The sequence below is a fragment of the Faecalicatena contorta genome, from assembly GCF_003149105.1.
Taxonomy (GTDB): Bacteria; Bacillota; Clostridia; order Lachnospirales; family Lachnospiraceae; genus Muricomes; species Muricomes contortus_C.
The window spans coordinates 112,012-136,831 of record NZ_QGDS01000007.1 but is presented as its reverse complement, the minus strand read 5'-3'; the positions used below and the strand labels follow the sequence as shown (position 1 = coordinate 136,831).

The 24,820-nt window shown below is 40.7% G+C and carries 38 protein-coding genes; 1 reads left to right on the top strand and 37 read right to left on the bottom strand.

The genetic code is table 11. The features are described 5' to 3' along the window. Nucleotides 1–208: 208 nt before the first annotated feature. A complete protein-coding gene (locus A8805_RS13065; protein WP_109711834.1) occupies nt 209–1,294 on the top strand; it encodes a coiled-coil domain-containing protein in 1,086 nt (361 codons plus the stop codon). 93 nt (nt 1,295–1,387) lie between these two features. On the opposite strand, the gene adhE is transcribed toward A8805_RS13065, so the two are convergent. From adhE to A8805_RS12880, 37 genes are all read right to left on the bottom strand, one after another. Next, nucleotides 1,388–4,006: a bifunctional acetaldehyde-CoA/alcohol dehydrogenase gene (gene adhE, locus A8805_RS13060; RefSeq protein WP_109711976.1), complete on the bottom strand. Its 2,619-nt coding sequence runs from the start codon at nt 4,004–4,006 to the stop codon at nt 1,388–1,390. Between the two features lie 668 nt (nt 4,007–4,674). Beyond that, complete coding sequence (locus tag A8805_RS13055; protein WP_109711832.1) at nt 4,675–5,211, bottom strand: bL17 family ribosomal protein; 537 nt, start codon at nt 5,209–5,211, stop codon at nt 4,675–4,677. 237 nt (nt 5,212–5,448) lie between these two features. Further along, the gene (locus tag A8805_RS13050; protein ID WP_109711830.1) at nt 5,449–6,408 is read right to left on the bottom strand and encodes a DNA-directed RNA polymerase subunit alpha; all 960 of its coding nucleotides are present in this window, start codon (nt 6,406–6,408) and stop codon (nt 5,449–5,451) included. A 47-nt stretch (nt 6,409–6,455) separates the two neighbouring features. Beyond that, nucleotides 6,456–7,049, bottom strand: coding sequence for a 30S ribosomal protein S4 (gene rpsD, locus A8805_RS13045; RefSeq protein WP_109711828.1), 594 nt, complete (start codon nt 7,047–7,049; stop codon nt 6,456–6,458). Between the two features lie 102 nt (nt 7,050–7,151). Continuing rightward, nucleotides 7,152–7,547 carry a 30S ribosomal protein S11 gene (gene rpsK / locus A8805_RS13040; RefSeq protein ID WP_009001882.1) on the bottom strand — a complete coding sequence of 132 codons (396 nt, stop codon included), beginning with the start codon at nt 7,545–7,547 and terminating at the stop codon, nt 7,152–7,154. Between the two features lie 53 nt (nt 7,548–7,600). Next, on the bottom strand, nt 7,601–7,969 hold the full coding sequence (gene rpsM / locus A8805_RS13035; RefSeq protein ID WP_109711826.1) for a 30S ribosomal protein S13: 369 nt from the start codon (nt 7,967–7,969) through the stop codon (nt 7,601–7,603). Nucleotides 7,970–8,342: 373 nt separating this feature from the next. Then, nucleotides 8,343–8,456, bottom strand: coding sequence for a 50S ribosomal protein L36 (gene rpmJ / locus A8805_RS13030; protein ID WP_020436478.1), 114 nt, complete (start codon nt 8,454–8,456; stop codon nt 8,343–8,345). 119 nt (nt 8,457–8,575) lie between these two features. Beyond that, entirely contained in the window at nt 8,576–8,794 is a 219-nt protein-coding gene (infA, locus tag A8805_RS13025) for a translation initiation factor IF-1 (RefSeq protein ID WP_109711824.1), read from the bottom strand. Nucleotides 8,795–8,876: 82 nt separating this feature from the next. Further along, nucleotides 8,877–9,110, bottom strand: coding sequence for a KOW domain-containing RNA-binding protein (locus A8805_RS13020; RefSeq protein WP_109711822.1), 234 nt, complete (start codon nt 9,108–9,110; stop codon nt 8,877–8,879). Between the two features lies 1 nt (nt 9,111). Beyond that, the gene (locus tag A8805_RS13015) at nt 9,112–9,756 is read right to left on the bottom strand and encodes an adenylate kinase (protein ID WP_109711820.1); all 645 of its coding nucleotides are present in this window, start codon (nt 9,754–9,756) and stop codon (nt 9,112–9,114) included. Between the two features lie 122 nt (nt 9,757–9,878). After that, nucleotides 9,879–11,231 carry a preprotein translocase subunit SecY gene (gene secY, locus A8805_RS13010; RefSeq protein ID WP_109711818.1) on the bottom strand — a complete coding sequence of 451 codons (1,353 nt, stop codon included), beginning with the start codon at nt 11,229–11,231 and terminating at the stop codon, nt 9,879–9,881. Continuing rightward, nucleotides 11,231–11,671, bottom strand: a complete 441-nt coding sequence (gene rplO, locus A8805_RS13005) for a 50S ribosomal protein L15 (RefSeq protein WP_109711816.1) — start codon at nt 11,669–11,671, stop codon at nt 11,231–11,233. The genes secY and rplO overlap by 1 nt, the downstream gene beginning before the upstream one ends. Nucleotides 11,672–11,696: 25 nt before the next feature. Continuing rightward, complete coding sequence (gene rpmD, locus A8805_RS13000; RefSeq protein ID WP_109711814.1) at nt 11,697–11,879, bottom strand: 50S ribosomal protein L30; 183 nt, start codon at nt 11,877–11,879, stop codon at nt 11,697–11,699. A 71-nt stretch (nt 11,880–11,950) separates the two neighbouring features. Beyond that, entirely contained in the window at nt 11,951–12,460 is a 510-nt protein-coding gene (rpsE, locus tag A8805_RS12995) for a 30S ribosomal protein S5 (protein ID WP_109711812.1), read from the bottom strand. 15 nt (nt 12,461–12,475) lie between these two features. Then, nucleotides 12,476–12,844, bottom strand: a complete 369-nt coding sequence (gene rplR / locus A8805_RS12990) for a 50S ribosomal protein L18 (RefSeq protein WP_109711810.1) — start codon at nt 12,842–12,844, stop codon at nt 12,476–12,478. Nucleotides 12,845–12,861: 17 nt separating this feature from the next. Further along, nucleotides 12,862–13,404: a 50S ribosomal protein L6 gene (gene rplF / locus A8805_RS12985; RefSeq protein ID WP_109711808.1), complete on the bottom strand. Its 543-nt coding sequence runs from the start codon at nt 13,402–13,404 to the stop codon at nt 12,862–12,864. A 202-nt stretch (nt 13,405–13,606) separates the two neighbouring features. Beyond that, nucleotides 13,607–14,008 (bottom strand): 30S ribosomal protein S8, encoded by a 402-nt coding sequence (gene rpsH / locus A8805_RS12980; protein ID WP_109711806.1) that lies wholly within the window; start codon nt 14,006–14,008, stop codon nt 13,607–13,609. A 164-nt stretch (nt 14,009–14,172) separates the two neighbouring features. Beyond that, nucleotides 14,173–14,358 (bottom strand): type Z 30S ribosomal protein S14, encoded by a 186-nt coding sequence (locus tag A8805_RS12975; protein WP_109711804.1) that lies wholly within the window; start codon nt 14,356–14,358, stop codon nt 14,173–14,175. 13 nt (nt 14,359–14,371) lie between these two features. Next, the gene (gene rplE, locus A8805_RS12970) at nt 14,372–14,911 is read right to left on the bottom strand and encodes a 50S ribosomal protein L5 (RefSeq protein WP_109711802.1); all 540 of its coding nucleotides are present in this window, start codon (nt 14,909–14,911) and stop codon (nt 14,372–14,374) included. 23 nt (nt 14,912–14,934) lie between these two features. Then, entirely contained in the window at nt 14,935–15,246 is a 312-nt protein-coding gene (rplX, locus tag A8805_RS12965; RefSeq protein ID WP_109711800.1) for a 50S ribosomal protein L24, read from the bottom strand. Between the two features lie 13 nt (nt 15,247–15,259). Next, nucleotides 15,260–15,628, bottom strand: coding sequence for a 50S ribosomal protein L14 (rplN, locus tag A8805_RS12960; protein ID WP_109711798.1), 369 nt, complete (start codon nt 15,626–15,628; stop codon nt 15,260–15,262). A 33-nt stretch (nt 15,629–15,661) separates the two neighbouring features. Beyond that, nucleotides 15,662–15,919: a 30S ribosomal protein S17 gene (rpsQ, locus tag A8805_RS12955; protein WP_025654670.1), complete on the bottom strand. Its 258-nt coding sequence runs from the start codon at nt 15,917–15,919 to the stop codon at nt 15,662–15,664. A gap of 11 nt (nt 15,920–15,930) precedes the next feature. Continuing rightward, nucleotides 15,931–16,137, bottom strand: a complete 207-nt coding sequence (gene rpmC, locus A8805_RS12950; RefSeq protein WP_109711796.1) for a 50S ribosomal protein L29 — start codon at nt 16,135–16,137, stop codon at nt 15,931–15,933. Further along, nucleotides 16,127–16,564, bottom strand: a complete 438-nt coding sequence (gene rplP / locus A8805_RS12945; protein WP_109711794.1) for a 50S ribosomal protein L16 — start codon at nt 16,562–16,564, stop codon at nt 16,127–16,129. Before rplP ends, rpmC begins: the two co-directional genes overlap by 11 nt. Beyond that, nucleotides 16,564–17,220: a 30S ribosomal protein S3 gene (gene rpsC, locus A8805_RS12940; RefSeq protein WP_109711792.1), complete on the bottom strand. Its 657-nt coding sequence runs from the start codon at nt 17,218–17,220 to the stop codon at nt 16,564–16,566. The genes rplP and rpsC overlap by 1 nt, the downstream gene beginning before the upstream one ends. An 11-nt stretch (nt 17,221–17,231) precedes the next feature. Continuing rightward, on the bottom strand, nt 17,232–17,618 hold the full coding sequence (gene rplV / locus A8805_RS12935) for a 50S ribosomal protein L22 (protein WP_109711790.1): 387 nt from the start codon (nt 17,616–17,618) through the stop codon (nt 17,232–17,234). A 94-nt stretch (nt 17,619–17,712) separates the two neighbouring features. Next, nucleotides 17,713–17,994 (bottom strand): 30S ribosomal protein S19, encoded by a 282-nt coding sequence (gene rpsS / locus A8805_RS12930; RefSeq protein WP_109711788.1) that lies wholly within the window; start codon nt 17,992–17,994, stop codon nt 17,713–17,715. A gap of 26 nt (nt 17,995–18,020) precedes the next feature. Further along, on the bottom strand, nt 18,021–18,863 hold the full coding sequence (rplB, locus tag A8805_RS12925) for a 50S ribosomal protein L2 (protein WP_109711787.1): 843 nt from the start codon (nt 18,861–18,863) through the stop codon (nt 18,021–18,023). Between the two features lie 182 nt (nt 18,864–19,045). Then, nucleotides 19,046–19,345: a 50S ribosomal protein L23 gene (gene rplW, locus A8805_RS12920; RefSeq protein WP_109711785.1), complete on the bottom strand. Its 300-nt coding sequence runs from the start codon at nt 19,343–19,345 to the stop codon at nt 19,046–19,048. Further along, nucleotides 19,345–19,965: a 50S ribosomal protein L4 gene (gene rplD, locus A8805_RS12915; RefSeq protein WP_109711783.1), complete on the bottom strand. Its 621-nt coding sequence runs from the start codon at nt 19,963–19,965 to the stop codon at nt 19,345–19,347. The genes rplW and rplD overlap by 1 nt, the downstream gene beginning before the upstream one ends. Nucleotides 19,966–19,996: 31 nt before the next feature. Next, nucleotides 19,997–20,677 carry a 50S ribosomal protein L3 gene (rplC, locus tag A8805_RS12910; RefSeq protein WP_109711781.1) on the bottom strand — a complete coding sequence of 227 codons (681 nt, stop codon included), beginning with the start codon at nt 20,675–20,677 and terminating at the stop codon, nt 19,997–19,999. A gap of 66 nt (nt 20,678–20,743) precedes the next feature. After that, nucleotides 20,744–21,061, bottom strand: a complete 318-nt coding sequence (gene rpsJ / locus A8805_RS12905; protein ID WP_004607300.1) for a 30S ribosomal protein S10 — start codon at nt 21,059–21,061, stop codon at nt 20,744–20,746. 515 nt (nt 21,062–21,576) lie between these two features. After that, nucleotides 21,577–21,972 (bottom strand): DUF4418 family protein, encoded by a 396-nt coding sequence (locus A8805_RS23130; RefSeq protein WP_181392835.1) that lies wholly within the window; start codon nt 21,970–21,972, stop codon nt 21,577–21,579. Nucleotides 21,973–22,394: 422 nt separating this feature from the next. Continuing rightward, the gene (locus tag A8805_RS12895; protein ID WP_109711777.1) at nt 22,395–22,865 is read right to left on the bottom strand and encodes a glycine/sarcosine/betaine reductase component B subunit; all 471 of its coding nucleotides are present in this window, start codon (nt 22,863–22,865) and stop codon (nt 22,395–22,397) included. A gap of 33 nt (nt 22,866–22,898) precedes the next feature. Next, nucleotides 22,899–23,666 carry a proline reductase cluster protein PrdD gene (gene prdD, locus A8805_RS12890; protein ID WP_109711775.1) on the bottom strand — a complete coding sequence of 256 codons (768 nt, stop codon included), beginning with the start codon at nt 23,664–23,666 and terminating at the stop codon, nt 22,899–22,901. 136 nt (nt 23,667–23,802) lie between these two features. Further along, complete coding sequence (prdB, locus tag A8805_RS12885; RefSeq protein ID WP_109711773.1) at nt 23,803–24,528, bottom strand: D-proline reductase (dithiol) protein PrdB; 726 nt, start codon at nt 24,526–24,528, stop codon at nt 23,803–23,805. Then, nucleotides 24,525–24,815 (bottom strand): CBO2463/CBO2479 domain-containing protein, encoded by a 291-nt coding sequence (locus A8805_RS12880; RefSeq protein ID WP_109711974.1) that lies wholly within the window; start codon nt 24,813–24,815, stop codon nt 24,525–24,527. Before A8805_RS12880 ends, prdB begins: the two co-directional genes overlap by 4 nt. Between the last annotated feature and the right edge of the window lie 5 nt (nt 24,816–24,820).

Sequence of the window (24,820 nt, the reverse complement as noted above, 5' to 3'; positions counted from 1 at the left end):
TGCAAACGGGACGATGCAAAGGGGACAGTCCCTTTTGCGCTTCGTTTTCAGAATATTCTTATTTTAATGCTGTGCGCCCTATTTTTTCGCCAGACTGCAATATAAAATTTCTATAACTTATTCTATCAAAATTTGCTTAATAAAGCAATTTATAGTATAATGTTTAGGCGAAACTGTAACAGAACAATTGAGAAAGGAATTAGGTATTATGAAATTGCGCTTAAACCGCGGAGGACGGGCTATTGTTACATTTGCTTGTTCTATCGCATTAGTACTTTCTATCGTTCCAGTACATGCTGAGGACAAGGAAAGCCTGGAAAGCAAAACTTCTAATTTGCAGGAACAGCTTGCAGATATTAACGAAGAACTCCTTACCATAAGTGATAAAATCTCTACATCCGAAATGCAGATTGAGATAACGAATGGTGAAATCCAAAGAACAAAAGATTCCTTAGCTGAAGCAGAAAAGAACGAAGCAAAACAATACGAAGATATGAAAGCCCGTATTAAGTATATGTACGAAACCGGCAACGCAACACTGTTAGAGATGCTTTTTTCAGCCGAGGATATGACCGATTTCCTGAATAAAGCGGACTTTATACAGAATATCAGTGATTATGACCGGAACATGCTGCTTGAACTGCAGAAAACCCAAAAAGAAATTGCCGATAAAAAAGACACTTTAGAGGCACAGCAGGAATCTATGCAGAATCTGCAGTCAGATTTGGAAAAGCGCCAGGATGAATTAACCCGGAAGGCAGAAGCTACCTCCACAGACCTTGCTGCCTACAAGGCCCAAATCGAGAAGCTGCGGGCTGATGAGGCTGCAAGACTGGCCGCAGAAGCTGCTGCAAAAGCTGCCGCTGTAAACAGCAATAACGTCAACAATTCTGGCGGAGGCTACGATGACACCATTGTTAACGGCGGAGGGACAAGCGTATCAGGAAGCGACCTGGATGTGTTTGCTGCAATATTGGATTGTGAGGCAATACATGACTATAATGCCATGCTTGCAGTTGCAACAGTTATTATGAACAGGGTGCAAAGCCCTGCATTCCCCAATTCAATTACTGATGTAGTATACGCAGGCGGTCAATTTGAGCCTGTATGGACAGGACGTCTCGACTCTGTGCTGGCGAATGGGCCAAGCAGCCTGGCATATACTGTTGCACAGGATGCCACAAACGGCGCAAGGCTGGCAGCAGTAACCGACTGTTATTTCTTCCTCTATGCAGGAGCAACGGACAGGCCTGGTGTGAATATAGGAAATAATCTATTTTTCCCAAGCTGGTAGGAAAAAATAAGGATACCGCTTTATAACTAAATGTTATTTCGCGGTATCCTTATTTTTATTATACTTTTAATTCTTCAAATCAGATGTTACTTCTTATTTACCGTAGAAGCACTTCAAATAAATTTCTTTCATTTCCTGCATCAGCGGATATCTCGGGTTAGCACCTGTACACTGGTCATTAAACGCCTGCTCAACCATTTCATCCAAAGTATCCAGGAAGTATTTCTCATCAATGCCATAGTCCTTAATGCATTTCTTAATTCCAATCTTCACTTTCAACTCTTCCAGTTTTACAATTAAGTTATCAAGCACTTCCTGGTCGTCCTTACCTGTGCATCCAGCAAAACGTCCTATCTCTGCATATCTTGCCCGTGCACTTGGGTATGGATACTGTGAAAATGTTCCCATCTTAACAGGTACTTCTGCAGCATTATATTTTATAATTTCTGTAAGAAGAACCGCATTCGCAACACCATGTGGTAAGTGATGGAAAGCACCTAACTTGTGAGCCATGGAGTGGTTAATTCCCAGGAATGCATTTGCAAATGCCATACCTGCCATACAAGATGCATTAGCCATCTTTTCACGGGCAATTGGATCATTTGCCCCATTCTCATATGCTGACGGCAGATAATCAAATACTGCTTTTATAGCACTCAGAGACAGTGGCTGTGTATAATCCGTAGCCAGCATGGAAACATAAGACTCAATAGCATGTGTCATAACATCTATACCAGAAGCGCTTGTTAAGCCTTTTGGCTGCGTCATCATATTATCCACATCAACGATAGCCATGTTCGGAAGGAGTTCATAATCTGCCAGTGGCCATTTTACGCCTGTATCAGCATCTGTAATGATTGCAAATGGTGTTACTTCTGAACCTGTTCCTGAAGATGTAGGAATTGCCACGAAGTAAGCTTTCTCTCCCATCTTAGGGAACATATACACTCTCTTGAGGATATCCATGAAAGGCATAGCCAAATCTTCAAAGTTTGCTTCCGGATGCTCATACATGAGCCACATAATCTTTGCAGCATCCATTGCAGAACCGCCGCCCAAAGCAATGATTACGTCTGGCTGGAAAGCAGTCAGTTGTTCCGCACCTTTTCTTGCACACTGCAGGGTTGGGTCTGGTGCAACTTCTGCAAAACATGTATGTTCAATTCCCATCTCATCTAACTTTGCTTCAATCGGCTTTACATTACCGTTGTTGAATAAGAAAGAGTCCGTTACGATGAATGCTCTTTTCTTCTTCATAATTGTTCCAAGCTCACTAAGCGCAACCGGCATACAGCCTTTCTTGAAGTAAACTTTTTCAGGTGTTTTGAACCAAAGCATATTTTCTCTCCTCTCAGCAACTGTCTTTACATTTATTAATTGCTTTACTCCTACGTTCTCTGATACGGAGTTGCCGCCCCATGAACCACATCCAAGTGTAAGAGACGGAGCCAATTTAAAGTTGTAAAGATCCCCGATACCACCCTGAGAAGCAGGTGTATTCACCAGAATACGGCCGGTCTTCATCAGCTCAGCATGCTTTGCTATCTTCTCTTTCTCACTTGGGTTTACATAAAGAGAAGATGTATGTCCAAATCCTCCGTCAGCTACCAGCTTCTCAGCCTTCTCCAACGCCTCATCAAAGGTTTTTGCTTTGTACATTGCAAGTACAGGAGACAATTTCTCATGCGCAAATTCTTCTGAAATATCTACAGATTCTACTTCCCCAATCAGAATCTTTGTATCTACCGGAACATTTACTCCTGCCATCTTAGCAATTTCATATGCAGATTTGCCTGGAATCTTTCCGTTAAGCGCTCCGTTTATAATAATGGTCTTGCGTACTTTATCAAGTTCTTCACCCGGTTTCAGGAAGTAACAGCCGCGGTATGCGAACTCTTTCTTTACTTCCTCGTATATACTTTCAAGAATCGTTACAGATTGCTCAGAAGCACAAATCATACCATAGTCAAATGTCTTGGAATGGATGATAGAGTTTACAGCCATCTTAATGTCTGCTGTATCATCAATGACAACCGGTGTATTTCCAGGACCTACGCCAATTGCCGGTTTTCCTGAAGAATAAGCCGCTTTTACCATTCCGGGGCCGCCTGTTGCAAGAATAACATCTGCATCTTTCATTACCTGATTAGTCAGTTCAAGAGAAGGCACGTCTATCCATCCGATAATTCCTTCCGGTGCTCCAGCTTTTACAGCTGCATCTAACACGACCTTTGCTGCTTCAATCGTACATCTCTTTGCAGCCGGATGTGGACTGATGATGATAGCGTTTCTTGTCTTCAAACTGATTAATGTTTTGAAAATAGCGGTAGAGGTTGGGTTTGTTGTCGGAATAACCGCTGCAACCAACCCCAAAGGTTCTGCGATTCTTTTAATTCCATACGCTGGATCTTCCTCGATAACGCCGCAGGTTTTCGTATGTCTATAGGCATTATAGATGTACTCTGCTGCATAATGGTTTTTGATAATCTTATCTTCCACGACACCCCTCTGGGTCTCTTCCACTGCCATTTTGGCAAGCGGGATACGCTGCTTATTCGCCGCCATTGCCGCTTCGAAGAAAATCTTATCCACCTGTTCCTGAGTGTATGTAGCAAATACTTTCTGCGCCTCACGCATTGCTTTCATCTTCGCTTCCAGTGTCTCTGCACTGTCAACGATCTCAGGTACAACTACCTTGTCTTTTTTTGCCATTTTGATTCTTCCTCCTGTAATTGAATTTTTCTTCATTACTTGGTTGCTCCTTAATTACTGACTTCAGTTTACCTTACACTTAAATAGTTTGTCAATACCATAGTTTTTCTTTTTTTATAAGTTATTTTTTTATCATCCATTGTGTATTTTGCTTAATACCATTTTAAATTATTATTAGATTTTATAAATATTGATAATCTTCGATATTTAAGAAAATAGGCATAAAAAGTTGTGTTTCACGCCAGTATTAGTGCTTTTTTTCTAATATTTTGACTCTGTAAAAATTCCTTTAAAGAAAAACTACAAGTTTCTTTTCGTGATAAATTATAAACGAGTATTTCTTAGAAAAATACAATAAACAAAAGAACTTGAAACTCTCTGGTTGCATTACTGTATATAAATTTCATAAGACAGACACATGACTGTATACTGGAAATATTTCACTTTTTATTGGGAATAATTTGTGTCGAAATCCGTCAACTCTACTATACGCAATAGTTAAGCCTTTAACGTTAAGCATTTAACAATTTTAGTGAAATTGCACATATTTAAATTTTATATAAAATTCAAAAAATATACCAGAGTCTACTACATAAAACGCCAAAATAAGGGGCGAAAATACAACTTAAAGTCGCATTTTCGCCCCTTATTTTGGCAATCTATATTAATTATACCAATTCAATCAACACTTCCATAGCTGCATCACCTTTACGCTGGCCAATCTTCACGATTCGTGTATAACCACCGTTACGGTCCGCATATTTAGAAGCAACATCAGAGAATAATTTATCAACTAAATCAACATCTTTTGTATTTCTCTTCTTGCCTGCTGCAGCAGCCGGAACTTCTTTTACAGGATAAAGAACCTTCAGCATTTCTCTTCTTGCATGAAGTCTGCTTGGCATATCCTTTTTGATTGTCTTGTCAACTTCATCGTATACAGTAACTTTCTTACCATCAACGACTTCTTTGACTCTCTTTCCGTCTTTATCTTTGCGTGCAACCTTTGCTTTTACGGTTACCTCTTCAAAGTTATCTTTTTCTCTTACAGCCATTGCAATTAATCCTTCCGCTACCTTGCGGATTTCTTTTGCTTTAGCTTCTGTCGTAACAATCTTACCATTGTGCAGCAATGCTGTTACCTGGTTTCTGATCAAGGCTTTCCTCTGGCTGGATGTCCTGCCAAGTTTTCTGTATTTTGCCATTGTTTTAATCCTCCATTATAAACATTTGGTTATGCATCTTCGGGCTTACTAATCAAATACGCCTCGGCGTATTTGCTGCGAGGTGCGCGTCATGCTATGCATGACATAATACATCTACGCACCTCTGCAATCCGCCGGAGGCTTTATTTGGACGGAATGTCCAAATAAAATGCTCCTGCCATGCGCATCGGGCTTACTGACAGGATAATTCAAAAATAATTCATATACGGGTAATGATTACTCATCTCCCTGATTCAGCTCAAGGTCTAATTCCTTCAGCTTAGCCAATACTTCTTCTAATGACTTACGTCCAAGGTTTCGCACCTTCATCATATCTTCAGGTGTTTTGTTTGTAAGTTCTTCTACGGTGTTGATACCGGCTCTCTTCAGACAATTGTATGAACGAACAGAAAGTTCAAGCTCATCAATGCTCATCTCCAGTACCTTTTCTTTCTCGTCATCTTCTTTTTCTATCATAACTTCAGCAGCCTGAGCCACTTCTGATAAATCAATAAATAATTTCAGATGTTCACTGAGTACTTTTGCAGCGAGGCTGACAGCTTCATCTGGAAGCAGTGTCCCCTTTGTCCATACATCTAACGTGAGTTTATCGTAGTCTGTAATCTGGCCAACACGTGTATTCTCCACCGTAAGATTCACACGTTCTACCGGTGTGTAGATGGAATCAATCGGAATAACACCAATCGGTAAATCTTCATTTTTATTCTTGTCTGCGCTTACGTATCCTCTGCCTTTTGTAATGGTAAGCTCCATGTACAGCTTGCTGTCTTTGCCGCCGCTTAAAGTGGCAACGACCTGTTCAGGATTCATAATCTCAATATCGGAATCTGCCTGAATGTCAGCACCTGTTACAACGCCTTCACCCTCAAATTCGATATATGCAGTCTTTACTTCGTCTGATTCTGATGTATTCTTGATTGCCAGTGCTTTCAAGTTCATAATAATCTCGGTTACGTCCTCTTTTACACCCGGAATGGAGCTAAATTCGTGCAGAACCCCGTCAATTTTAACAGAACTGATTGCAGTTCCCGGAAGAGAAGAAAGCATAATTCTTCTCAGGGAGTTGCCCAATGTAGTTCCATATCCTCTTTCCAGAGGCTCCACAACAAATCTTCCATATTTTTTATCTTCTGAAATTTCAGTAATTTCAATATTAGGTTTATTAAAATCAAACACTACACAGACCCTCCTTATGGGTTAAAGAGTGAAAATTAGTTCAGGGACTATTTAGAATATAACTCGACGATAAACACTTCATCCACAGGAACATCAATTGCGTCTCTAGAAGGAAGTTCCTTCACCGTCCCTTTCAGATTTTCAGCATCTACTTCCAACCAGTCAGGAACCATGTGTCCGCCTGTTACTTCAAGGATATCTTTGTATCTCTGGCTTCCTTTGTGCTTTTCTTTGATTTCAATTGTATCTCCGGCTTTTACAAGGTAAGATGGAATGTTTACCTGTTTGCCGTTTACCAAAACATGCTTGTGGTCAACAATCTGTCTTGCTTCTTTTCTTGTTCTTGCAAATCCCATACGGAACATTGTATTGTCTAATCTTGTCTCCAGGAGAATCATCAGGTTCGCACCTGTCATACCATCCATCTGCTTTGCTTTTGCATAGTAGTTTCTGAAAGGCTTCTCCAATACGCCATAGATAAATTTCGCTTTTTGCTTCTCACGTAACTGAAGACCATACTCGCTCATTTTTCTATTTGCTCTTTTTAACTGTCTTTTAGATTTTTTATTAATTCCTAAATAGATTGGGTCCATACCTAATGAACGGCATCTCTTAAGAACTGGAACTCTATTTACTGCCATGTTTAGCTTCCTCCTATCATTATCCGCGGAAAATATTATGCCTCAGGCACTGCACCCGCGCTTTACGGCTTCTCATAGTGAATATCCAAAACGCTCCGAGAACTAGACTCTTCTGCGCTTCGGAGGACGGCATCCGTTGTGTGGCACTGGTGTCACGTCTTTAATACTTGTTACATCAATGCCGCATGCCTGAAGCGCACGGATTGCTGCTTCTCTTCCTGACCCCGGACCCTTTACAAAAACGTCCACTGTTTTCAGACCATGAACTAACGCTGCTTTTGCTGCTGTTTCAGCCGCCATCTGTGCTGCATATGGAGTAGATTTCCTTGAACCTCTAAATCCCAGACCGCCTGCACTTGCCCATGAAAGAGCATTTCCCTGTGCATCTGTTAATGTAACGATTGTATTATTAAAAGATGACTGGATGTGTGCTTGTCCCCGTTCAACGTTTTTCTTGACACGTTTTTTTGTCACTTTTTTGGTAACTTTCTTAGCCATTTAAACTAACCTACTTTCTCGAATTCTATTGATAATGTCTTTCGGCAAATGCCTTATTTTTTCTTATTAGCTACAGTTCTCTTCGGACCTTTGCATGTTCTTGCATTAGTCTTTGTCTTCTGACCGCGCACCGGAAGTCCTTTTCTATGACGGATTCCACGATAACAACCAATTTCTTTCAATCTCTTGATGTTCAGCTGGATTTCTCTTCTCAAATCACCTTCTACGGTCTGAGTCTCATCAATCACCTCGCTGATTTTCTTTACATCCTCACTAGTCAAATCTCTTACACGAATGTCAGGATTTATTCCTGCATCTGCTAAAATACGGCTTGCACTTGTTCTACCGATTCCGTAGATATAAGTCAATCCGATTTCTACACGTTTGTCTCTTGGTAAGTCTACACCTGCAATACGAGCCATGTGTCTTTCCTCCATTTCGAATCTGTTTTCATATTGTCCCTAACTGGGATGTTCTTTGGATACCGGAAAGGTGCTTCCTTCTTCCTGCAAACATCCAGGCACACAATTGTGCATGCCCTTTCCCGGCATGGATAAGCTTACGCAAATAAAAGCCGGGTATTATAAGCAATATACAAAAGACCACCACTCTCACGGTACCTGCGTTCTCAGCAGTATGGTGTATCCTTACTGTATATTAAACAGCCCTACACACTTCCTTGTGTATCGCGCTGTCAGCCGCCTAATTCATTCACAAACCATCTTCAAGATTCTGCAACATCCGTACGTCAGAATTCACTTTCACCAACGCCCGGAATCACTAACTTTTCAGAAATTAACCCTGTCTTTGTTTGTGTTTCGGATTTTCACAGATTACTCTGATACTTCCTTTTCTTCTAATAATTTTGCATTTTTCACAAATTGGTTTTACTGATGATCTAACCTTCATGTCAAATCCTCCTTCCATCCTTTGCTCAGCTATACGTTACAAGCCATTTTTGGGCACACCTATCCAAAAACAGCCATTCCATAGTATAACACTTATCTTTAATCAAAGTCAATACTTTTTTACTTATCTCTCCAAACAATTCTTCCTTTGCTCAGATCATACGGGGACATTTCCAATGTCACCTTGTCTCCCGGTAAAATCTTAATGAAATTCATACGCAGTTTTCCGCTGATATGTGCCAGTACAATATGGCCATTTTCCAGCTCTACCTTGAACATTGCGTTCGGCAGTTTTTCAGCTACGACTCCTTCAATTTCGATTACGTCAGTTTTTGACATATTTAATCCTCCTGCACGTTTAGCACTTTACAATTTTCACTCATGTTCAAACAATATTATCCGCTTATTAGTTTATTGAACACTAGCCATTCAATAAACATACATTTCTGATTACTTCATCATCTGAGGTAGATGGACTGTGTACCTTTCGGATTACCTGCAGATGTTTTCTGTTTTTTCGTTTTGTATGGCAGATGGTTCTATTGACACCATCTGCCAGATATATATATTCAGAATTGACATGAATTATGACATATATACAATCTTTATCACGTCCTGCCTTTGATTTGACAAGCATTCCCGGTTCAAAGGTCATATTATTCTCCCAGGATTTTTACGATTTCAGAAAACACGTCCTCTATGTCAATGGTTCCGTCAACTTCTCTCAGAACCCCTGCAGATGTATAGTATTTAATCAGCGGCTGTGTCTGTTCGTGGTAAACTCCAAGGCGTTTCTCTACTGTCTCAGGTTTGTCATCATCCCTTAAAATCAGGCTGCCTCCACAATTGTCACAAGTACCCTCTACTTTCGTAGGTGCATATTCCATGTGATAAGTAGCACCGCAGTCAACGCATGCGCGTCTTCCTGACATACGTCTTATAATGTTCTCATCGGGCACTTCTACATTAATTGCATAATCTATTTTCTGTCCAAGTTCGGCCAAAGCCTTATCCAAAGCCTCTGCCTGGGGAATTGTCCTCGGGAAACCATCTAAAACATACCCTGAAGCACAATCCTCCTGATTCACTCTGTCTACAACTAAATCGACAACCAGCTCATCTGGTACTAAGAGCCCCTGGTCCATGTATGTTTTTGCTTTCTGTCCAAGTTCTGTTCCATTTTTAATATTTGCTCTAAATATATCTCCGGTTGAAATATGGGGAACTTCATATCTTGCTGCAATTTTTTTAGCCTGTGTTCCTTTACCAGCCCCGGGGGCACCTAACATAATAATCTTCATATCTATGTTCCTCCATCTCAGTCACCGCAGCACCGTCTGATACGGTGATACATCCATATAACACATTAACCCGCCGGTTCTGCCCCTGAGAGACAAAACTTAAGCGAGCTAAATGATTTCAATTAATACCCAAGGAAACTATTCTTCATAGCACTTCCTTTATTATTCAAAAAGCCTGTATAGTTCCTCACAAGCATCTGTGATTCAACCTGTTTGATTGTATCTAATACAACACCTACAATAATAATCAGAGATGTACCGCCAAAGGATACATTTGCATTGAACACACCGTTGAAGAAAAACGGGATTACCTGAACAATAACAAGTCCGCAGGCACCGATAAAGATGATATAGTTTAATATCTTCTGCAGATACTCAACAGTCGGTTTGCCCGGACGTATTCCGGGGATAAATCCTCCGCTTTTCTTCATATTGTTCGCTATTTCCATGGGGTTGAATGTTATAGATGTATAGAAATAAGCAAAAAATATGCTAAGTGCAATATATACAATCAGACCTAACGAATAAATTAAGTTCTTAGGATCAAACCAGTTGCTGGAAGTCATTGCTTTTAGAATCTCACTTCCGATTCCAGTACCCTGACCTTTTCCAAGAAACGATGCAATAACAACAGGAAACTGCATCAGAGAAGATGCAAAAATAATTGGAATAACACCTGCTGTATTGACCTTTAAGGGAATGTGTGTGGACTGTCCGCCATATGTTTTCCTTCCCTGTACCTTCTGTGAATACTGAACAGCAATTTTTCTTTGTCCGCCCTGAAGAACGACAACAAACACGACAACCAGCAATAATACAGCAAGGATTATGATTGCTGCCAAAGCACCGGTGGCAATAGGTTTGCCTTTCACAAACTGTTCATAAAGGGTAACGAAGTCCGATGGTACACGGGAAATAATATTAATCAGCAGGACAACGGAAATTCCGTTCCCCACACCTTTTTCTGTAATACGCTCACCAATCCACATCAGGAATGCAGAACCTGCTGTAAGTGTACACACTACAATGGCAGCATTTACAAAGTTATACTCAACAAGAAGTCCCTGGCGTCCAAATCCTACCGCCATAGCAATGGATTCAACCAATGCCAGAACTACTGTGACATAACGGGTAATTGCTGCGATCTTCTTTCTTCCATCTTCTCCTTCTTTCTGCATCTCCTCCAATTTTGGAATTGCAATCGTCAGAAGCTGCATGATGATGGACGATGTGATGTATGGTGTAATGCTCAGTGCAAACACAGACATCTGAGTAAAGGAACCGCCGGTGAATGCATCAAAAAAATTGAATGCATCACCGGTCTGATTCGCGAAAAAATTCTGGATGTAGGTTGGGTCCACTCCCGGTGTAGGAAGCTCGGAACCAAGTCTAACAACGACCAGCATTAAAAAAGTATAGAAAAGTCTTTTACGGATATCTTCTATCTGAAATGCTCTTCGCACTGTTTCTAGCATTAGATCACCTCTGCTTTTCCACCAAGGGCTTCTATTTTTTCAGATGCTTTTGCACTAAATGCATTTACCTGAACAGTAAGCTTCTTAGTTAACTCTCCATTTCCAAGAATTTTAACACCATCTTTTGGATTTTTAACGATACCGCTTTCAATTAAAGTCTCAACTGTAACTGTTGCGCCATCTTCAAATACTTCTAAAGCACTCAGATTGATACCAATGATTTCTTTAGAATTTCTGCATGTGAAACCTCTCTTTGGTATTCTTCTGTATAAAGGCATCTGACCGCCTTCAAAGCCTGGTCTTGTAGCTCCTGAACGGGCCTTCTGGCCTTTATGTCCCTTACCGGCTGTCTTACCATTTCCAGAACCGTGTCCACGGCCTCTTCTGAAATTATCACTCTGCTTAGAACCGTCTGCTGGTCTCAAGTTTGATAAGTCCATGATATTACCTCCTTATCTCTTTTATTTACGCTTCTTCTTCAACTTTCACTAAGTGTCTAACCTGCTGTACCATACCTCTGGTAGCTGCATTATCCGGTAATACTACCGTTTTGTTGAGCTTCTTGAGCCCTAAGGCTTCAACAGTTCTTTTATGCTTCGGAACAGCACTGATTGTAGACTTTACCAGTGTAATTTTTAAATTTGCCATTTTATTTTACCTCCTACTAAAATAGAACCATATTCTATCTTTATTATACGATAGAACCTCGTTCTATCTTCTTAGCCTACGATCTCTTCTACTGACTTGCCGCGAAGTTTTGCAACATCTTCTGGAGTCTTTATTTCTCTCAGGCCTTCAATTGTAGCCAGAACTACATTCTGCTTATTGTTAGAACCTAAAGATTTTGTACGGATATTCTTGATTCCTGCCATCTCGATTACCGCACGCGCCGGGCCTCCGGCAATTACACCAGTACCATCCGGAGCTTTCTTTAATAACACTGAAGCACTTCCGAACTTTCCGATAATGTCATGTGTAACACTGTCATTATCATCCATTGAAACTTTGATTAATTTCTTTGCTGCATCTTCTTTCCCTTTGCGGATAGCTTCCGGGATTTCAGTAGCCTTTCCTAAACCTGCACCAACATGGCCTTTACCATCGCCAACAACCACTAAAGCTGTGAACCTGAAGTTACGACCACCTTTAACAACTTTGGTAACACGTTTGATTGATACCACTTTTTCTGTTAATTCCATTTGACTAGCATCAATACGTTCTTGTTTCATATGTGTTCTCCCTTCCTAGAAATTCAGTCCAGCTTCTCTGGCTGCGTCTGCTAATGCTTTTACTTTTCCCTGATATATAAGGCCGCCTCTGTCAAAGACAACATCTGTAATACCTTTTTCTTTTGCCTTCTCAGCAATTACTTTACCTAAATATGCAGCTGCTTCAACGTTGTTGGTTTTTTCTAATTCTGCTTTCACATCTTTCTGAAGAGTGGAAGCTGCAACCAGAGTGTTTCCAACCGTATCGTCAACGATCTGTGCATACATGTGAGTATTACTTCTAAACACAGCTAAACGTGGTCTCTCAGCAGTACCGCTGAAACGGTTACGTAATTTCATGTGTTTTTTTCTACGAACTTCGCTTCTTGATTTCTTACTAACCATTTTCACACCCTCCTTATTTATTTCTTACCAGTCTTACCAACTTTACGTCTAATAACTTCATCAGAATACTTAATACCTTTGCCCTTGTATGGCTCCGGTCTTCTCTTGTCTCTGATTTCCGCTGCGTATTGGCCTACTTTTTCTTTATCGATACCTGATACAGTGATTTTGTTCTGACCTTCCAGAGTTGTCTCAACGCCTTCCGGATCAGTCATTTCAACCGGATGAGAATATCCCAGGCTTAATGTCAGCTTGTTTCCGGCTTTTGCTGCTCTGTAACCAACACCGTTGACTTCCAGAACCTTCTTGTATCCGTCTGTTACACCAACAACCATGTTGTTGACTAATGTTCTTGTCAGACCATGTAAAGACTTCATTTTCTTCAAATCACTCGGTCTTGTGACGATGATTTCTTCGCCTTCTTTTTTGATTTCCATTTCTGTAGGAAGCTCTTTTACAAGAGTTCCTTTAGGACCTTTTACAGTCACTACGTTATTTTCTGCAATATCAACAGTTACGCCTGCTGGAATTGCGATTGGCAGTCTTCCTATACGTGACATACCGTACCTCCTATAACTTAAATTCTCGGAGAAGCAGCTAAAGGGCTCCTCTGTTTTCAGTTGCTGTGGTGTTTCCTCTTCTTTATATTTCACAATGAAGTTCTTTTCGCTAAGCTCGTGTAATACCTCGCTAATCTCAAAGAACGACCTCGCACTAAGTTCATCCGGCACTTTCGCTTGGATTCACTAAGTTGCTTTCGGTCTACCACACGAAGCAGAGTACTTCTCCGCCTACGCCGAGTTTCTTTGCATCTTTATCTGTGATAACGCCTTTATTTGTAGAAATAATCGCTGTTCCAAGTCCGCCTAATACTTTCGGGATATCTGCGCTGTTGGCATATACACGAAGTCCTGGTTTGGAAATTCTCTTCAGACCGGAAATAACTTTTTCGCTCTTATCTGCACCATATTTTAATGCGATGTGGATTGTCTTAAAGTTTCCATCTTCTACGATGTCATATTTTGTAATATAACCTTCGTTTAACAGAATCTCAGCAATCGCGATTTTCATCTTGGATGCAGGAACATCAACTGTATCATGTTTAGCAGTATTTGCATTACGGATTCTTGTAAGCATATCTGCGATTGGATCACTCATAGTCATGGATTATTGACCTCCTTATTTCTTTATGGGTTAAATGCTGGAAGTTCTTCTTGCGCGGTTCAACTTAAATGAAGTTCTTTTCACTAAGCTCGTGAAGAACCTCGCTAATCTCAAAGAACGACCTACGTGCTAGGTTCGAAAATACCTCACCAATCACTATCGGTCTACCAGCTTGCTTTTCTTACACCAGGGATCTGTCCTTTATATGCCAGTTCACGGAAGCAAATACGGCAGATTCCATATTTTCTCAAATAGGAATGTGGACGTCCGCAGATTCTGCAGCGGTTATATTCTCTTGTAGAGAATTTAGCTTTTCGCTGCTGTTTAATTTTCATTGATGTCTTAGCCATGAATTTCCCTCCTTTACTTAGTGAATGGCATATTGAACTGTGTCAATAATTCACGAGCTTCTTCGTCAGTCTTAGCTGTTGTAACAAAAATTACATCCATACCTCTGACTTTATCTACCTTATCATACTCGATTTCAGGGAAAATCAGCTGCTCTTTAATACCAAGAGCGTAGTTGCCTCTTCCGTCGAATGCATTCGGATTTACACCTCTGAAGTCACGTACACGAGGCAATGCAAGGTTCACCAGACGGTCAACAAATTCATACATTCTTTCGCCTCTTAAAGTAACTTTACATCCTATTGCCATGCCTTCTCTGATTTTGAAGTTTGCAACTGAGTTCTTAGCTTTTGTAAGAACTGCTTTCTGTCCTGAAATTTTCTCCAAATCAGCAACTGCTGACTCTAATATTTTTGCATTTTCTTTTGCTTCGCCAACGCCCATATTGATAACAACTTTATCAAGCTTTGGCACTTCCATAATATTCTTATATCCAAATTTTTTGACCATTGCACTAACGATCTCATTTTGATATTGTTCTTTCAGTCTATTCAAAGTTCTGGACCTCCTTCCTTGGGTTAATCAATTACGTCGCCTGTTGACTTAGCAACACGTACCTTTTTGTCTCCATCCATTTTGAAACCGATTCTGGTAACTTCTCCTTTGTGTACATACATCACATTAGAGATATCAATCGATCCTTCCTGATGGATGATACCGCCATTCTGATTAGCAGCGCTTGGTTTTGTGTGCTTTGTCAGCATGTTGACACCTTCAACCAGAACTTTTCCATCCTTTTGATTTACAGCAATTACTTTGCCTTCTTTGTCTTTATCTTTACCAGCAATAACCTTTACGGTATCGCCCTTTTTGATTTTCATAGTTGACATTCTCGGCACCTCCCTAGAGTACTTCCGGAGCTAAAGAAACAATCTTCATAAAGTGTTTATCCCTAAGCTCTCTGGCTACTGGTCCAAAAATACGTGTTCCACGTGGGTTCATATCGTCTTTTATAATAACAGCAGCATTTTCGTCAAATCTGATATAGGAACCATCTTTACGACGTGCTCCCTTAACAGTACGGACAACTACGGCTTTTACAACGTCACCCTTTTTTACAACGCCGCCTGGTGTTGCATCTTTAACAGTCGCAACAATTACATCTCCGATATTGGCATATCTTCTTGTAGAACCGCCAAGTACACGGATACACAGCACTTCTTTAGCACCTGTGTTGTCTGCTACTTTAAGTCTACTTTCTTGTTGTATCATGCAGGTAAACCTCCTTTAAAATATGCGGTAAGATTATTTCGCTTTTTCCATAACTTCTACAAGTCTCCATCTTTTGTCTTTGGACAATGGTCTTGTTTCCATAACTTTTACTGTATCTCCAACGTTACACTCATTCTTCTCATCATGAGCTTTCAATTTATAAGTCTTTTTAATGATTTTCTTATAAAGTGGGTGCTTAACGTGGTCTTCAACTGCAACAACGATTGTTTTGTCCATTTTATCACTAACAACCTTGCCTGTACGGGTTTTTCTAAGATTTCTTTCTTCCACAGTACGACCTCCTACTCAGCTTTAGAAGCTTCAGTTATCACTGTCTGGATACGAGCGATATTCTTTCTCACTTCTTTAATTCTGCTTGTGTTATCTAATTGATTCGTTGCATTCTGGAATCTTAAATTAAAAAGTTCCTTCTTAGCAGCTACTAATTCTTCATTTAATTCTTCTACAGATTTTCCTCTTAATTCTTCTACAAATGTATTAATTTTCACTGTTATCACCGCCTTCTAAGTCTGCGCGAGAAACGATTTTGCATTTGCAAGGTAACTTGTGCATTGCAAGACGAAGTGCCTCTCTAGCTGTTTCTTCAGGTACTCCTGCAATTTCAAACATTACACGTCCTGGCTTAACTACTGCTACCCAGTACTCTAATGCTCCTTTTCCTTTACCCATACGAGTTTCTGCTGGTTTTGCTGTTACCGGTTTGTCTGGGAAAATTTTAATCCAAACCTTACCACCACGCTTGATGTAACGTGTCATCGCAATACGGGCCGCCTCGATCTGGTTAGAACGAATCCAGCATGGTTCCGCTGCAACGATACCGTATTCACCGTATGAAATCGTGTTACCTCTTAAAGCTTTACCTTTCATGGTACCACGGAATTGTTTACGACGTTTTACTCTTTTTGGCATTAACATTATTTATCGCTCCCTTCCTTATCTGCTTTAGTCGGAAGAACTTCACCTTTGTAAATCCATACCTTTACACCGACTTTTCCGAAAGTTGTGTCAGCTTCTGCGAATCCATAATCAATGTCAGCTCTCAGTGTCTGAAGCGGAATAGTTCCTTCACTGTAGAACTCTGTACGAGCCATATCAGCACCGCCAAGACGTCCTGAAACAGATGTCTTTACACCAAGTGCTCCGGATTTCATAGTTCTTGACATGCATGATTTCATAGCACGTCTGAATGAAATACGGTTCTCAAGCTGCTGGGCAATATTTTCAGCTACTAACTGAGCATCTTTGTCCGGTCTCTTGATTTCTTTGATATCTACAATTAATTTCTTGTTTGTAAACCGAGTTAATTCAGCTTTCACTTTCTCAATTTCAGCTCCGCCTTTTCCGATAACTACGCCAGGTTTTGCTGTATAGATAACAATTTTCACACGGTCAGATGCTCTCTCAATTTCAATTTTGGAAACACCTGCGCTGTATAATTTCTTTTTAAGGAATTTTCTGATTTCATGGTCTTCCACCAGGTTATCCGCGAAATCTTTTTCTGCATACCATTTAGAGTCCCAGTCTTTGATAACGCCAACTCTTAAACCATGAGGATTAACTTTCTGTCCCATTATTGCCCTCCTTATCTTTCATTAAGCACGATTGTGATGTGGCTCATTCTCTTTTCGATTCTATAAGCTCTTCCCTGTGCCCTTGGTTTGATTCTCTTCATTGTCGGTCCTTTATTTGCATAACACTCTTCAATATAAAGGTTCTCAACATTCATACCATTGTTGTTCTCAGCATTTGCAATTGCTGACTTTAATAATTTTTCTATTACGCTTGAAGCATATCTTGGGTTATAAGCTAAAATACCAAGTGCTGTCTGTACATCCTTACCTCTGATGGCATCTAATACAAAACAAGCTTTCTGAACTGACACTCTTGCATAAGAAATCTTAGCTGATGGTCTTGTGTCTTTCTGCTCATTTCTTTCTCTCTTAATTTGGGATCTATGTCCTTTTGCCATGGGTGAACCCTCCTTTCGAATACTTTATTGAATATAGTAGTTCAATAAATATACCTTATTGAATTTTCACAGTTCAATAAGTTTGTGTTAATGATTATCTTACTCTTGACTTCTTCTCGTCTTTACCATGTCCTCTATATGTTCTGGTTGCAACGAACTCTCCGAGCTTGTGGCCAACCATATCTTCTGTAACATATACAGGCACATGCTTTCTTCCGTCATGGACTGCGAATGTGTGTCCAATGAATGTTGGGAAGATTGTAGAACGACGTGACCATGTCTTAATAACTGATTTATCACCTGCTGCATTCATAGCATCTACTTTTTTCAGTAAACTTTCGTCTGCGAATGGGCCTTTTTTAAGTGAACGAGCCATAGGTTCTAACCTCCTTGTAATCTGAATTATTTAATCGCTTTTCCATCTCTTCTTCTTACAATCAGCTTGTTAGAAGATTTGTTTTTCTTACGTGTCTTAAGACCAAGTGCCGGTTTGCCCCAAGGTGTAGATGGGCCTGGACGTCCGATACCAGTCTTACCTTCACCACCACCATGTGGATGGTCGTTCGGGTTCATAACGGAACCACGTACTGTAGGTCTGAAGCCCATGTGACGCTTACGGCCTGCTTTACCAATGTTAATCAGGCTGTGGTCTCCGTTGCCTACGACACCGATGGATGCTCTGCAAACGATTGGAACCATTCTCATCTCACCAGATGGAAGTCTGAGTGTTGCATACTTTCCTTCTTTAGCCATCAACTGTGCACTGTTTCCTGCTGAACGAACGAGCTGTCCGCCTTTTCCAGGATACATCTCAATGTTATGAATCTGAGTACCAACTGGAATTCCAGAAAGCGGCAGGCAGTTTCCTACTCTTACTTCTGCTTCCGGACCATTCATAACCTTCATGCCGTCTTTCAGACCTTCCGGAGCAAGGATATAAGCTTTCTCGCCGTCTGCATAGCAGATCAGTGCGATATTCGCTGTTCTGTTCGGATCATACTCGATTCCGATTACAGTTGCCGGAACGCCATCTTTCTTTCTCTTGAAATCTATAATTCTATATTTTTTCTTAGCTCCGCCTCCGCGGTGTCTAACTGTGATTTTACCCTGATTATTGCGACCAGCTTTTCTGCTCTTGGAATCCAGCAGAGATTTCTCTGGAGTTGTCTTTGTAATTTCAGAGAAATCAGAACCAGTCATCTGTCTTCTGGAAGGTGTATATGGGTTATATGTTTTGATTCCCATTACGTTCTCTCCTTTCGTTTCGCCTGTTATTTGTTATCACGGAATTGCACCGTATATATTGTTACTTAAGGAAGTTCCTTTCATTAAGCTCGACAATACCTCGCTAAATTCAAGGAACGGCCTCGTACTAAACTCGAAAAAACCTCGTTAAGTACTTCCAACCTCACTAAGTTGCTTCCGGTCTACAGTCCCTGGAAGATTTCAATCTCAGCGCTGTCTTCTGTCAGCTGAACGATTGCTTTCTTTGTCTTAGCTGTTTTTCCATAAGTCATACCGCGTCTCTTTGTCTTTCCTTCAAGATTCATGGTATTTACACTTTTCACTTTTGTTCCTGCGAACATTTTTTCAACAGCTTCTTTGACCTGTGACTTCGTAGCCTGTGTGTGAACTAAGAAAGTATATTTCTTATCAGCCATAAGTCCCATTGTTTTCTCAGTAACTACTGGTTTAAGGATTACATCATAATATTGAATATTAGCCATTATGCGTACACCTCCTCGATACTTGCAACAGCAGCTTTCGTAGCGATTACTGTGTTGTATTTTAAGATGTCATATACATTAATTGTATTTGTATGAGCTGTCTTCACATCCGGAATGTTTTTCGCGGAGATCTCAACGTTTTTGTTGCCGTCCTCCAAAACAACCAATGCTTTATTCACATTCAGGTTGTTCAAAACCTCCTGGAATCTTTTTGTTTTGATTTCATCAAAGTTCATCTCATCAATTACGATAAATTTCTTACCTTCTACTCTGGAAGAAAGTGCTGATTTCAGTGCTGCTCTCTTCTCTTTCTTATTCATTTTGAATGAGTAGTCTCTCGGTACCGGAGCAAATACAACTCCTCCGCCTGTCCACTGTGGAGATCTTGTTGAACCCTGTCTTGCATGACCTGTTCCTTTTTGTCTCCATGGTTTTCTTCCGCCTCCGGAAACTTCTGCGCGAGTCTTCGCTTTCTGTGTTCCCTGACGATTATTTGCAAGCTGGTTTACAACTGCCATGTGTACAAGATGTTCGTTTACCTCAACACCAAATACAGCATCGTTCAAATCGATTGTACCAACTTCTTTACCTTCGATATTATAAACAGATACATTTGCCATCTGTGTGTTCCTCCTTTCTACATCAGTCAGACTAGTTAGCCTTTACAGTTTCTTTAATTGTCACAAGGCATTTCCTAGGTCCCGGAACTGAGCCTTTTACCAAAAGCAGATTGTTCTCAGCATCAACTCTGACAATTTCAAGATTCTGAACTGTAATTTTCTTGTTACCCATCTGACCTGGCATCTTCTTGCCCTTGAACACCTTACTCGGATCAGATGCCGCACCGTTAGAACCAGCGTGGCGATGGAACTTAGAACCATGAGTCATAGGTCCTCTGCTCTGATTGTGGCGCTTGATTGCTCCCTGGAAACCTTTACCTTTTGAAACTGCAGTAGCATCAATCTTGTCTCCTGCTGCAAAAATGTCAGCTTTGATTTCCTGAGCCAATGTATATTCTTCAGCATTTTCAAATCTGAATTCTTTTACGAATCTCTTACCAGAAACACCTGCTTTATCAAAATGTCCCTTTTCGGCTCTTGTAACACCATTTCTGTGTGCAATTTCTTTCTTGCCGCTCTTGTCTTTTGTGACAATCTTTTCTTTCTTCTCAACAAAGCCAACCTGAACTGCACTGTAACCGTCATTATCAGCTGTTTTAACCTGTGTTACTACACAAGGGCCAGCCTGTAATACAGTTACCGGAGTCAACACTCCATCTTCGTTGAAGATTTGAGTCATTCCGACTTTGGTAGCTAAAATAGCTTTCTTCATTATAATTACCTCCTGTGATTTACAGCGGAGCGCTTATGCGCTCATCCTAAACTTTAGGAATACTGCTTACTTATTTTTCATTTTGATATCAATGTAAACACCTGCCGGCATTTCCAGTCTGGATAATGCGTCCACAGTCTTCTGTGTTGGTGTAATGATATCGATGAGTCTCTTATGAGTTCTCTGTTCGAACTGCTCTCTGGAGTCTTTGTACTTGTGTACCGCCCTCAGAATTGTTACAACTTCCTTCTTAGTTGGAAGTGGCACCGGTCCACTCACTTGTGATCCGTTCTTTTTTACAGTTTCGATAATTTTCTTTGCAGATGCATCAACCAGCTGGTGATCATATGCCTTCAATGTGATTCTCATTACTTGACTTGCCATAAAAAAAGTCGCCTCCTTTTCGTACTATTCGTTCAGTACGACAAGCGGTGACTGTACACTCTCCCGTGTGTGTCGTGAGAAACTCACACGTTGTTTCATACTTTTACCTTTCAGTAAATAGTAATCAGTTGTGATTCGTACAGTGACTTGTCGCCAGTTTCCTAACTTGACATTCGCTCCGCGGAAAACCTGCTATTGTGTTTTTCCTACACTTAGCAGCAACCTCACGCTTCACAGCTATCATGCCACAGCTTCATTATTATAGCGGATTCATCCACTTATTTCAAGTACTTTTTTAGAATAATTGCATTTTTTTCAATACAATCCATAAGAAAGAATCTTGCCCGAAAGATTCTCCGCATGGGTTGAGTTGCGATGGCAACACCTTATTTGCCAACCCAGTGCAATCCCCGGAGGGTTTTTATGTAATAGGAAAAGAACTTTCCTATTACATAAAAAAGCGATGGATTTATAGGAACCCATCACTTTTTATTATAATCCAACCAAATAAATTTTCAAGACTTCTTATTGAGTGATATAAAGTTTAGAAAAGATATTAATGTTACAAGCATACTCAAACTAATCATTATGACAGAAGATACAGGGCTGCAGGAACATATTGCGCTGCAGCTGCCATTGCAAAAACCCATGAAAGCAGTTGCTATTACCGAAAAGAAACCAAATAGCGTAAGCGAAAGACTGATTGCTGATTTCATCTCTTTTGATTCAAAATAAAGAAATAAAAAAGCCAGAATAACGATGAAGATTCCTATGTAAAACTCCGTTTTAGCTGTCCAAAAGCATTTCATTTGCATGTTTAGACAATGTCCGCTAATAAGGAATTTCGGGACAATGAAGATCAAAGCCCCCAATATAGCTAAGGAAATACCCGAGACGGTTTTATCTTTCACCTTTAGAACCCCCCTGTACCATATATAATTACAGTTAAAACCTATGCATAAAAATACATAAATATGAATAAAGTTTCTAATATTCTAAGGTAAAACCCTGGATTTTATTCCTCTTCACTTGACATCACCGTAGTAAAGTGATATAGTGAGGTAAGATTATTCTCTTTTATTGAGATGAATTAATCTTATGATGGTTGCTATTGCAGTTTATGTCTTCGCCGATTGTTTCCCCCAAGAACTTTCTTGCGATGATAAACTCCAATTAATATATACATCCTCATTGTAGGACATTCCCCAGATTTGTATATAAATACAAACTGCAATGCAACGAGGAAAAACCTCTCAATGACATACCAAAAGCGAAGAGCACGGCCGAGGTCGTGCTTTTTGCATGCACTCCAGTCTATAAAGACGGCATGAATCTATGCCCCTTCTTGTCTCATTTTTAATTTCAGCAGCGCTGTGACCGCACGTGCGTCCAGCTCTACAGCATTATTTTCCCCAACAACACACGACTCAAGTCCCTCTGCATTTTTATTGATATCCCTGATTCCGGACAGGTATTTGTTTTCCACAACAAAGCCTCCGTTTTGTCCGCTAAACTTTAGGCCTGTTACTGGAATATTGCGGGTACCAAGCTGCTCACACGTATTCGCGTAATCCACATCACTGTTTCCCCATCCGTCTGAGGAGATAATAACTCCATCAGCACGCATACATTCAGCCATGACCGCAGCCCGTGTTCCTACGAGAATTTTATCGGCATTATCATCGGGGGTTCCCACCACGAGCACTCCAAGCAGATCTAATTCTTCATCTGACGAAACCACGTTCAGCAGCGGATCCCGGAAGTGATGAAGTGTTGTTTCCTTTGTAGATGGTCCTATTCCCATATCCACACTCTCCTTTTCAATCTTTACTGATGACTACTGCATGGAACGTATGATACCATCCCGGTATTCATTCGGTGTCAGGAGAACCGGCATATTCCCCATGTCAATGATAGAGCGTCCGCCTTCTACTCCTGATGACTCCTGCGGAAACAGCCACGTGTCATACATAGCTCCTTGTCCGGCTACCTGCTTTATAATTAAAACCTTCTTTTTTCCAGGGCGTACAACATCATAATACTCATGTCTTTCCGTGCACAAATCCCCCTTCATTTTTTTCAGCTTATTCCGGTATGTCTGAATAAACCTGTCACATGCCCGGTGAGCAGCCATAGGACCAGGACGTTCCTGTCCCATTCCAGCCTTCAGCGTGACATCAAAAGAAATAATATAATCTTCATCAGATGGAGTTCCGGCTCTGTTCAAATACAATTGCTCTTTCAGTATACCTTCAGATGAACCAAACTCGTGGGTCTGTTTTCCCACCGTATCCACACCTGTTAACATTACATATACTCCGGTCAGGGTATGGGTAATTCCTTCGCCCAGTTTTCCCAGTACTTTTGTTGATACCGGTATGATATCCATAATTGTATTTGTCCAAAAATCATGTTTCCCCGGCTCAATAATTTTTATGTCTATGCTTTCAATCAATGGTTCATCTTTCATCAATCCTTCGATCAAACTTTTGTCAACGGAAAGAACACCATCCAGGGTAATGTTATTCTCTTCCCCCTCCTGCACATTATTTATATGAAAAGCTTTGATTACAAGACGGCGAAGCTGCTTCTCCTTCTCTCCCAATACAAACACCTCCCGCTGTAAGCACTTAATGAGGCCATATTATAAGTACTTAACACATTTTACTTTAAAAAGGGACATTCCAAGCGGAATTGTCCCTCTTTATATGAAGCGCGCTTTTAAACACGCTTTAGTACTGCTACACTTTCGCTATATACTCGTACGGCAATGGAACTATCTTGCCCGGTGTCTCAATCTTAACGAGTTGTTCAAGTGCTGCCTTTACAATAGCAGTCTGCATTTCCACATCATGTGGGGCGCCTGCATTAGCACCCATTGGAACCAATGGAGCTACGGCACGTGGTGTACCAGTCTGACGAACAACTGGTGGAAGAGCTGCAATAATAATTGTAGGTATTCCAGCTTCTTCAATCGCTCTCTGCACCAATACTGCAGAGCGGTGGCAGGTGCCTCAGCCAGCGGTCAGGATAACTGCGTCTACACCTTCGTCTTTAAACATCTGTGCAATCTCAGGTCCTGTTTCGTTTTTGAATTTCTCCTGGTTTCCGCCGCCTCCCATGAATCCTGCGTGCACTGGCGCGCACTCTCTGATAAAGCCTTCTTTTGCCAATTCATGGATTCTGTCAATAGGGAACATACAGTTAACGTCTTTATTAACGTCACCATTATCATATCCACCGTGGGATACCATCAATTCACTTGATGGCATTGTATTTTCAATTTTTCTCCAGGTAAAGTCACCAGCCAGATTAAATCTTTCCTGACTTTTCCCATGTACGCCTGCCGCAGTAGCAAGAGCAATGGACATATCCTTAATTTCTTTCGTTACAGGTGTCCATACTGCTGGAGGAGTAATCGGAACAAAAATTTCTGATTGTAAACCTTTTGTGGCTACCAAACTCATTCTGTTACCTCCTTGTTTTTCGCGTTCGATTGACGCATTTCTTCCTGCCGTCTGTTATAAGTGTCCAGATTACTTACGTACTTTTCATTGACTTCAGGTCCCAGCTGCTCTACGAAACTCATGTTCCATGCAACTTCTTGCCCTACCGCCAGCGGATAATCTGTAATCAGCATGCGCATCGGTATTTTCAAATATCCAAGTCTGCCTTTCAAGTCAATACCGACACCACCGTCCTGAACCTCTACGATTACCCCTTCCATACGTATAATCCTATCACCAAACTTCAATTCAC

Bases quoted from the DNA above. Each gene is read 5' to 3' on its own strand.
- A8805_RS12975 (WP_109711804.1), bottom strand. From the start codon at position 14,358: ATGGCTAAGACATCAATGAAAATTAAACAGCAGCGAAAAGCTAAATTC.
- rpmD (WP_109711814.1), bottom strand. From the start codon at position 11,879: ATGGCAAATTTAAAAATTACACTGGTAAAGTCTACAATCAGTGCTGTT.
- rpsD (WP_109711828.1), bottom strand. From the start codon at position 7,049: ATGGCAGTAAATAGAGTTCCAGTTCTTAAGAGATGCCGTTCATTAGGT.
- A8805_RS13055 (WP_109711832.1), bottom strand. From the start codon at position 5,211: ATGGCAAAATACAGAAAACTTGGCAGGACATCCAGCCAGAGGAAAGCC.
- rpsJ (WP_004607300.1), bottom strand. From the start codon at position 21,061: ATGGCAAGTCAAGTAATGAGAATCACATTGAAGGCATATGATCACCAG.
- rplX (WP_109711800.1), bottom strand. From the start codon at position 15,246: ATGTCAACTATGAAAATCAAAAAGGGCGATACCGTAAAGGTTATTGCT.
- rpsH (WP_109711806.1), bottom strand. From the start codon at position 14,008: ATGACTATGAGTGATCCAATCGCAGATATGCTTACAAGAATCCGTAAT.
- rpsM (WP_109711826.1), bottom strand. From the start codon at position 7,969: ATGGCTCGTATTGCAGGTGTAGACTTACCAAGAGACAAACGTGTAGAA.
- rplV (WP_109711790.1), bottom strand. From the start codon at position 17,618: ATGGCAAAAGGACATAGATCCCAAATTAAGAGAGAAAGAAATGAGCAG.
- rpsS (WP_109711788.1), bottom strand. From the start codon at position 17,994: ATGGCTCGTTCACTTAAAAAAGGCCCATTCGCAGACGAAAGTTTACTG.
- rplW (WP_109711785.1), bottom strand. From the start codon at position 19,345: ATGGCTAATATTCAATATTATGATGTAATCCTTAAACCAGTAGTTACT.
- rplO (WP_109711816.1), bottom strand. From the start codon at position 11,671: ATGGACTTATCAAACTTGAGACCAGCAGACGGTTCTAAGCAGAGTGAT.
- rplB (WP_109711787.1), bottom strand. From the start codon at position 18,863: ATGGGAATCAAAACATATAACCCATATACACCTTCCAGAAGACAGATG.
- A8805_RS13020 (WP_109711822.1), bottom strand. From the start codon at position 9,110: ATGACCTTTGAACCGGGAATGCTTGTCAAATCAAAGGCAGGACGTGAT.
- rplN (WP_109711798.1), bottom strand. From the start codon at position 15,628: ATGATACAACAAGAAAGTAGACTTAAAGTAGCAGACAACACAGGTGCT.
- rplC (WP_109711781.1), bottom strand. From the start codon at position 20,677: ATGAAGAAAGCTATTTTAGCTACCAAAGTCGGAATGACTCAAATCTTC.
- rpsE (WP_109711812.1), bottom strand. From the start codon at position 12,460: ATGAAACAAGAACGTATTGATGCTAGTCAAATGGAATTAACAGAAAAA.
- adhE (WP_109711976.1), bottom strand. From the start codon at position 4,006: ATGGCAAAAAAAGACAAGGTAGTTGTACCTGAGATCGTTGACAGTGCA.
- A8805_RS12895 (WP_109711777.1), bottom strand. From the start codon at position 22,865: ATGGGAATAGGACCATCTACAAAGGAAACAACACTTCATCACTTCCGG.
- A8805_RS13065 (WP_109711834.1), top strand. From the start codon at position 209: ATGAAATTGCGCTTAAACCGCGGAGGACGGGCTATTGTTACATTTGCT.
- rplF (WP_109711808.1), bottom strand. From the start codon at position 13,404: ATGTCACGTATAGGAAGACTGCCAATCGCAATTCCAGCAGGCGTAACT.
- rplR (WP_109711810.1), bottom strand. From the start codon at position 12,844: ATGGTTAGTAAGAAATCAAGAAGCGAAGTTCGTAGAAAAAAACACATG.
- rpsC (WP_109711792.1), bottom strand. From the start codon at position 17,220: ATGGGACAGAAAGTTAATCCTCATGGTTTAAGAGTTGGCGTTATCAAA.
- rpmJ (WP_020436478.1), bottom strand. From the start codon at position 8,456: ATGAAGGTTAGATCATCAGTAAAACCAATTTGTGAAAAATGCAAAATT.
- rpsK (WP_009001882.1), bottom strand. From the start codon at position 7,547: ATGGCTAAGAAAGTTACCAAAAAAGTGACAAAAAAACGTGTCAAGAAA.
- rplD (WP_109711783.1), bottom strand. From the start codon at position 19,965: ATGGCAAATGTATCTGTTTATAATATCGAAGGTAAAGAAGTTGGTACA.
- rplP (WP_109711794.1), bottom strand. From the start codon at position 16,564: ATGTTAATGCCAAAAAGAGTAAAACGTCGTAAACAATTCCGTGGTACC.
- secY (WP_109711818.1), bottom strand. From the start codon at position 11,231: ATGCTAGAAACAGTGCGAAGAGCATTTCAGATAGAAGATATCCGTAAA.
- A8805_RS13015 (WP_109711820.1), bottom strand. From the start codon at position 9,756: ATGAAGATTATTATGTTAGGTGCCCCCGGGGCTGGTAAAGGAACACAG.
- infA (WP_109711824.1), bottom strand. From the start codon at position 8,794: ATGTCAAAAACTGACGTAATCGAAATTGAAGGAGTCGTAGCTGAAAAA.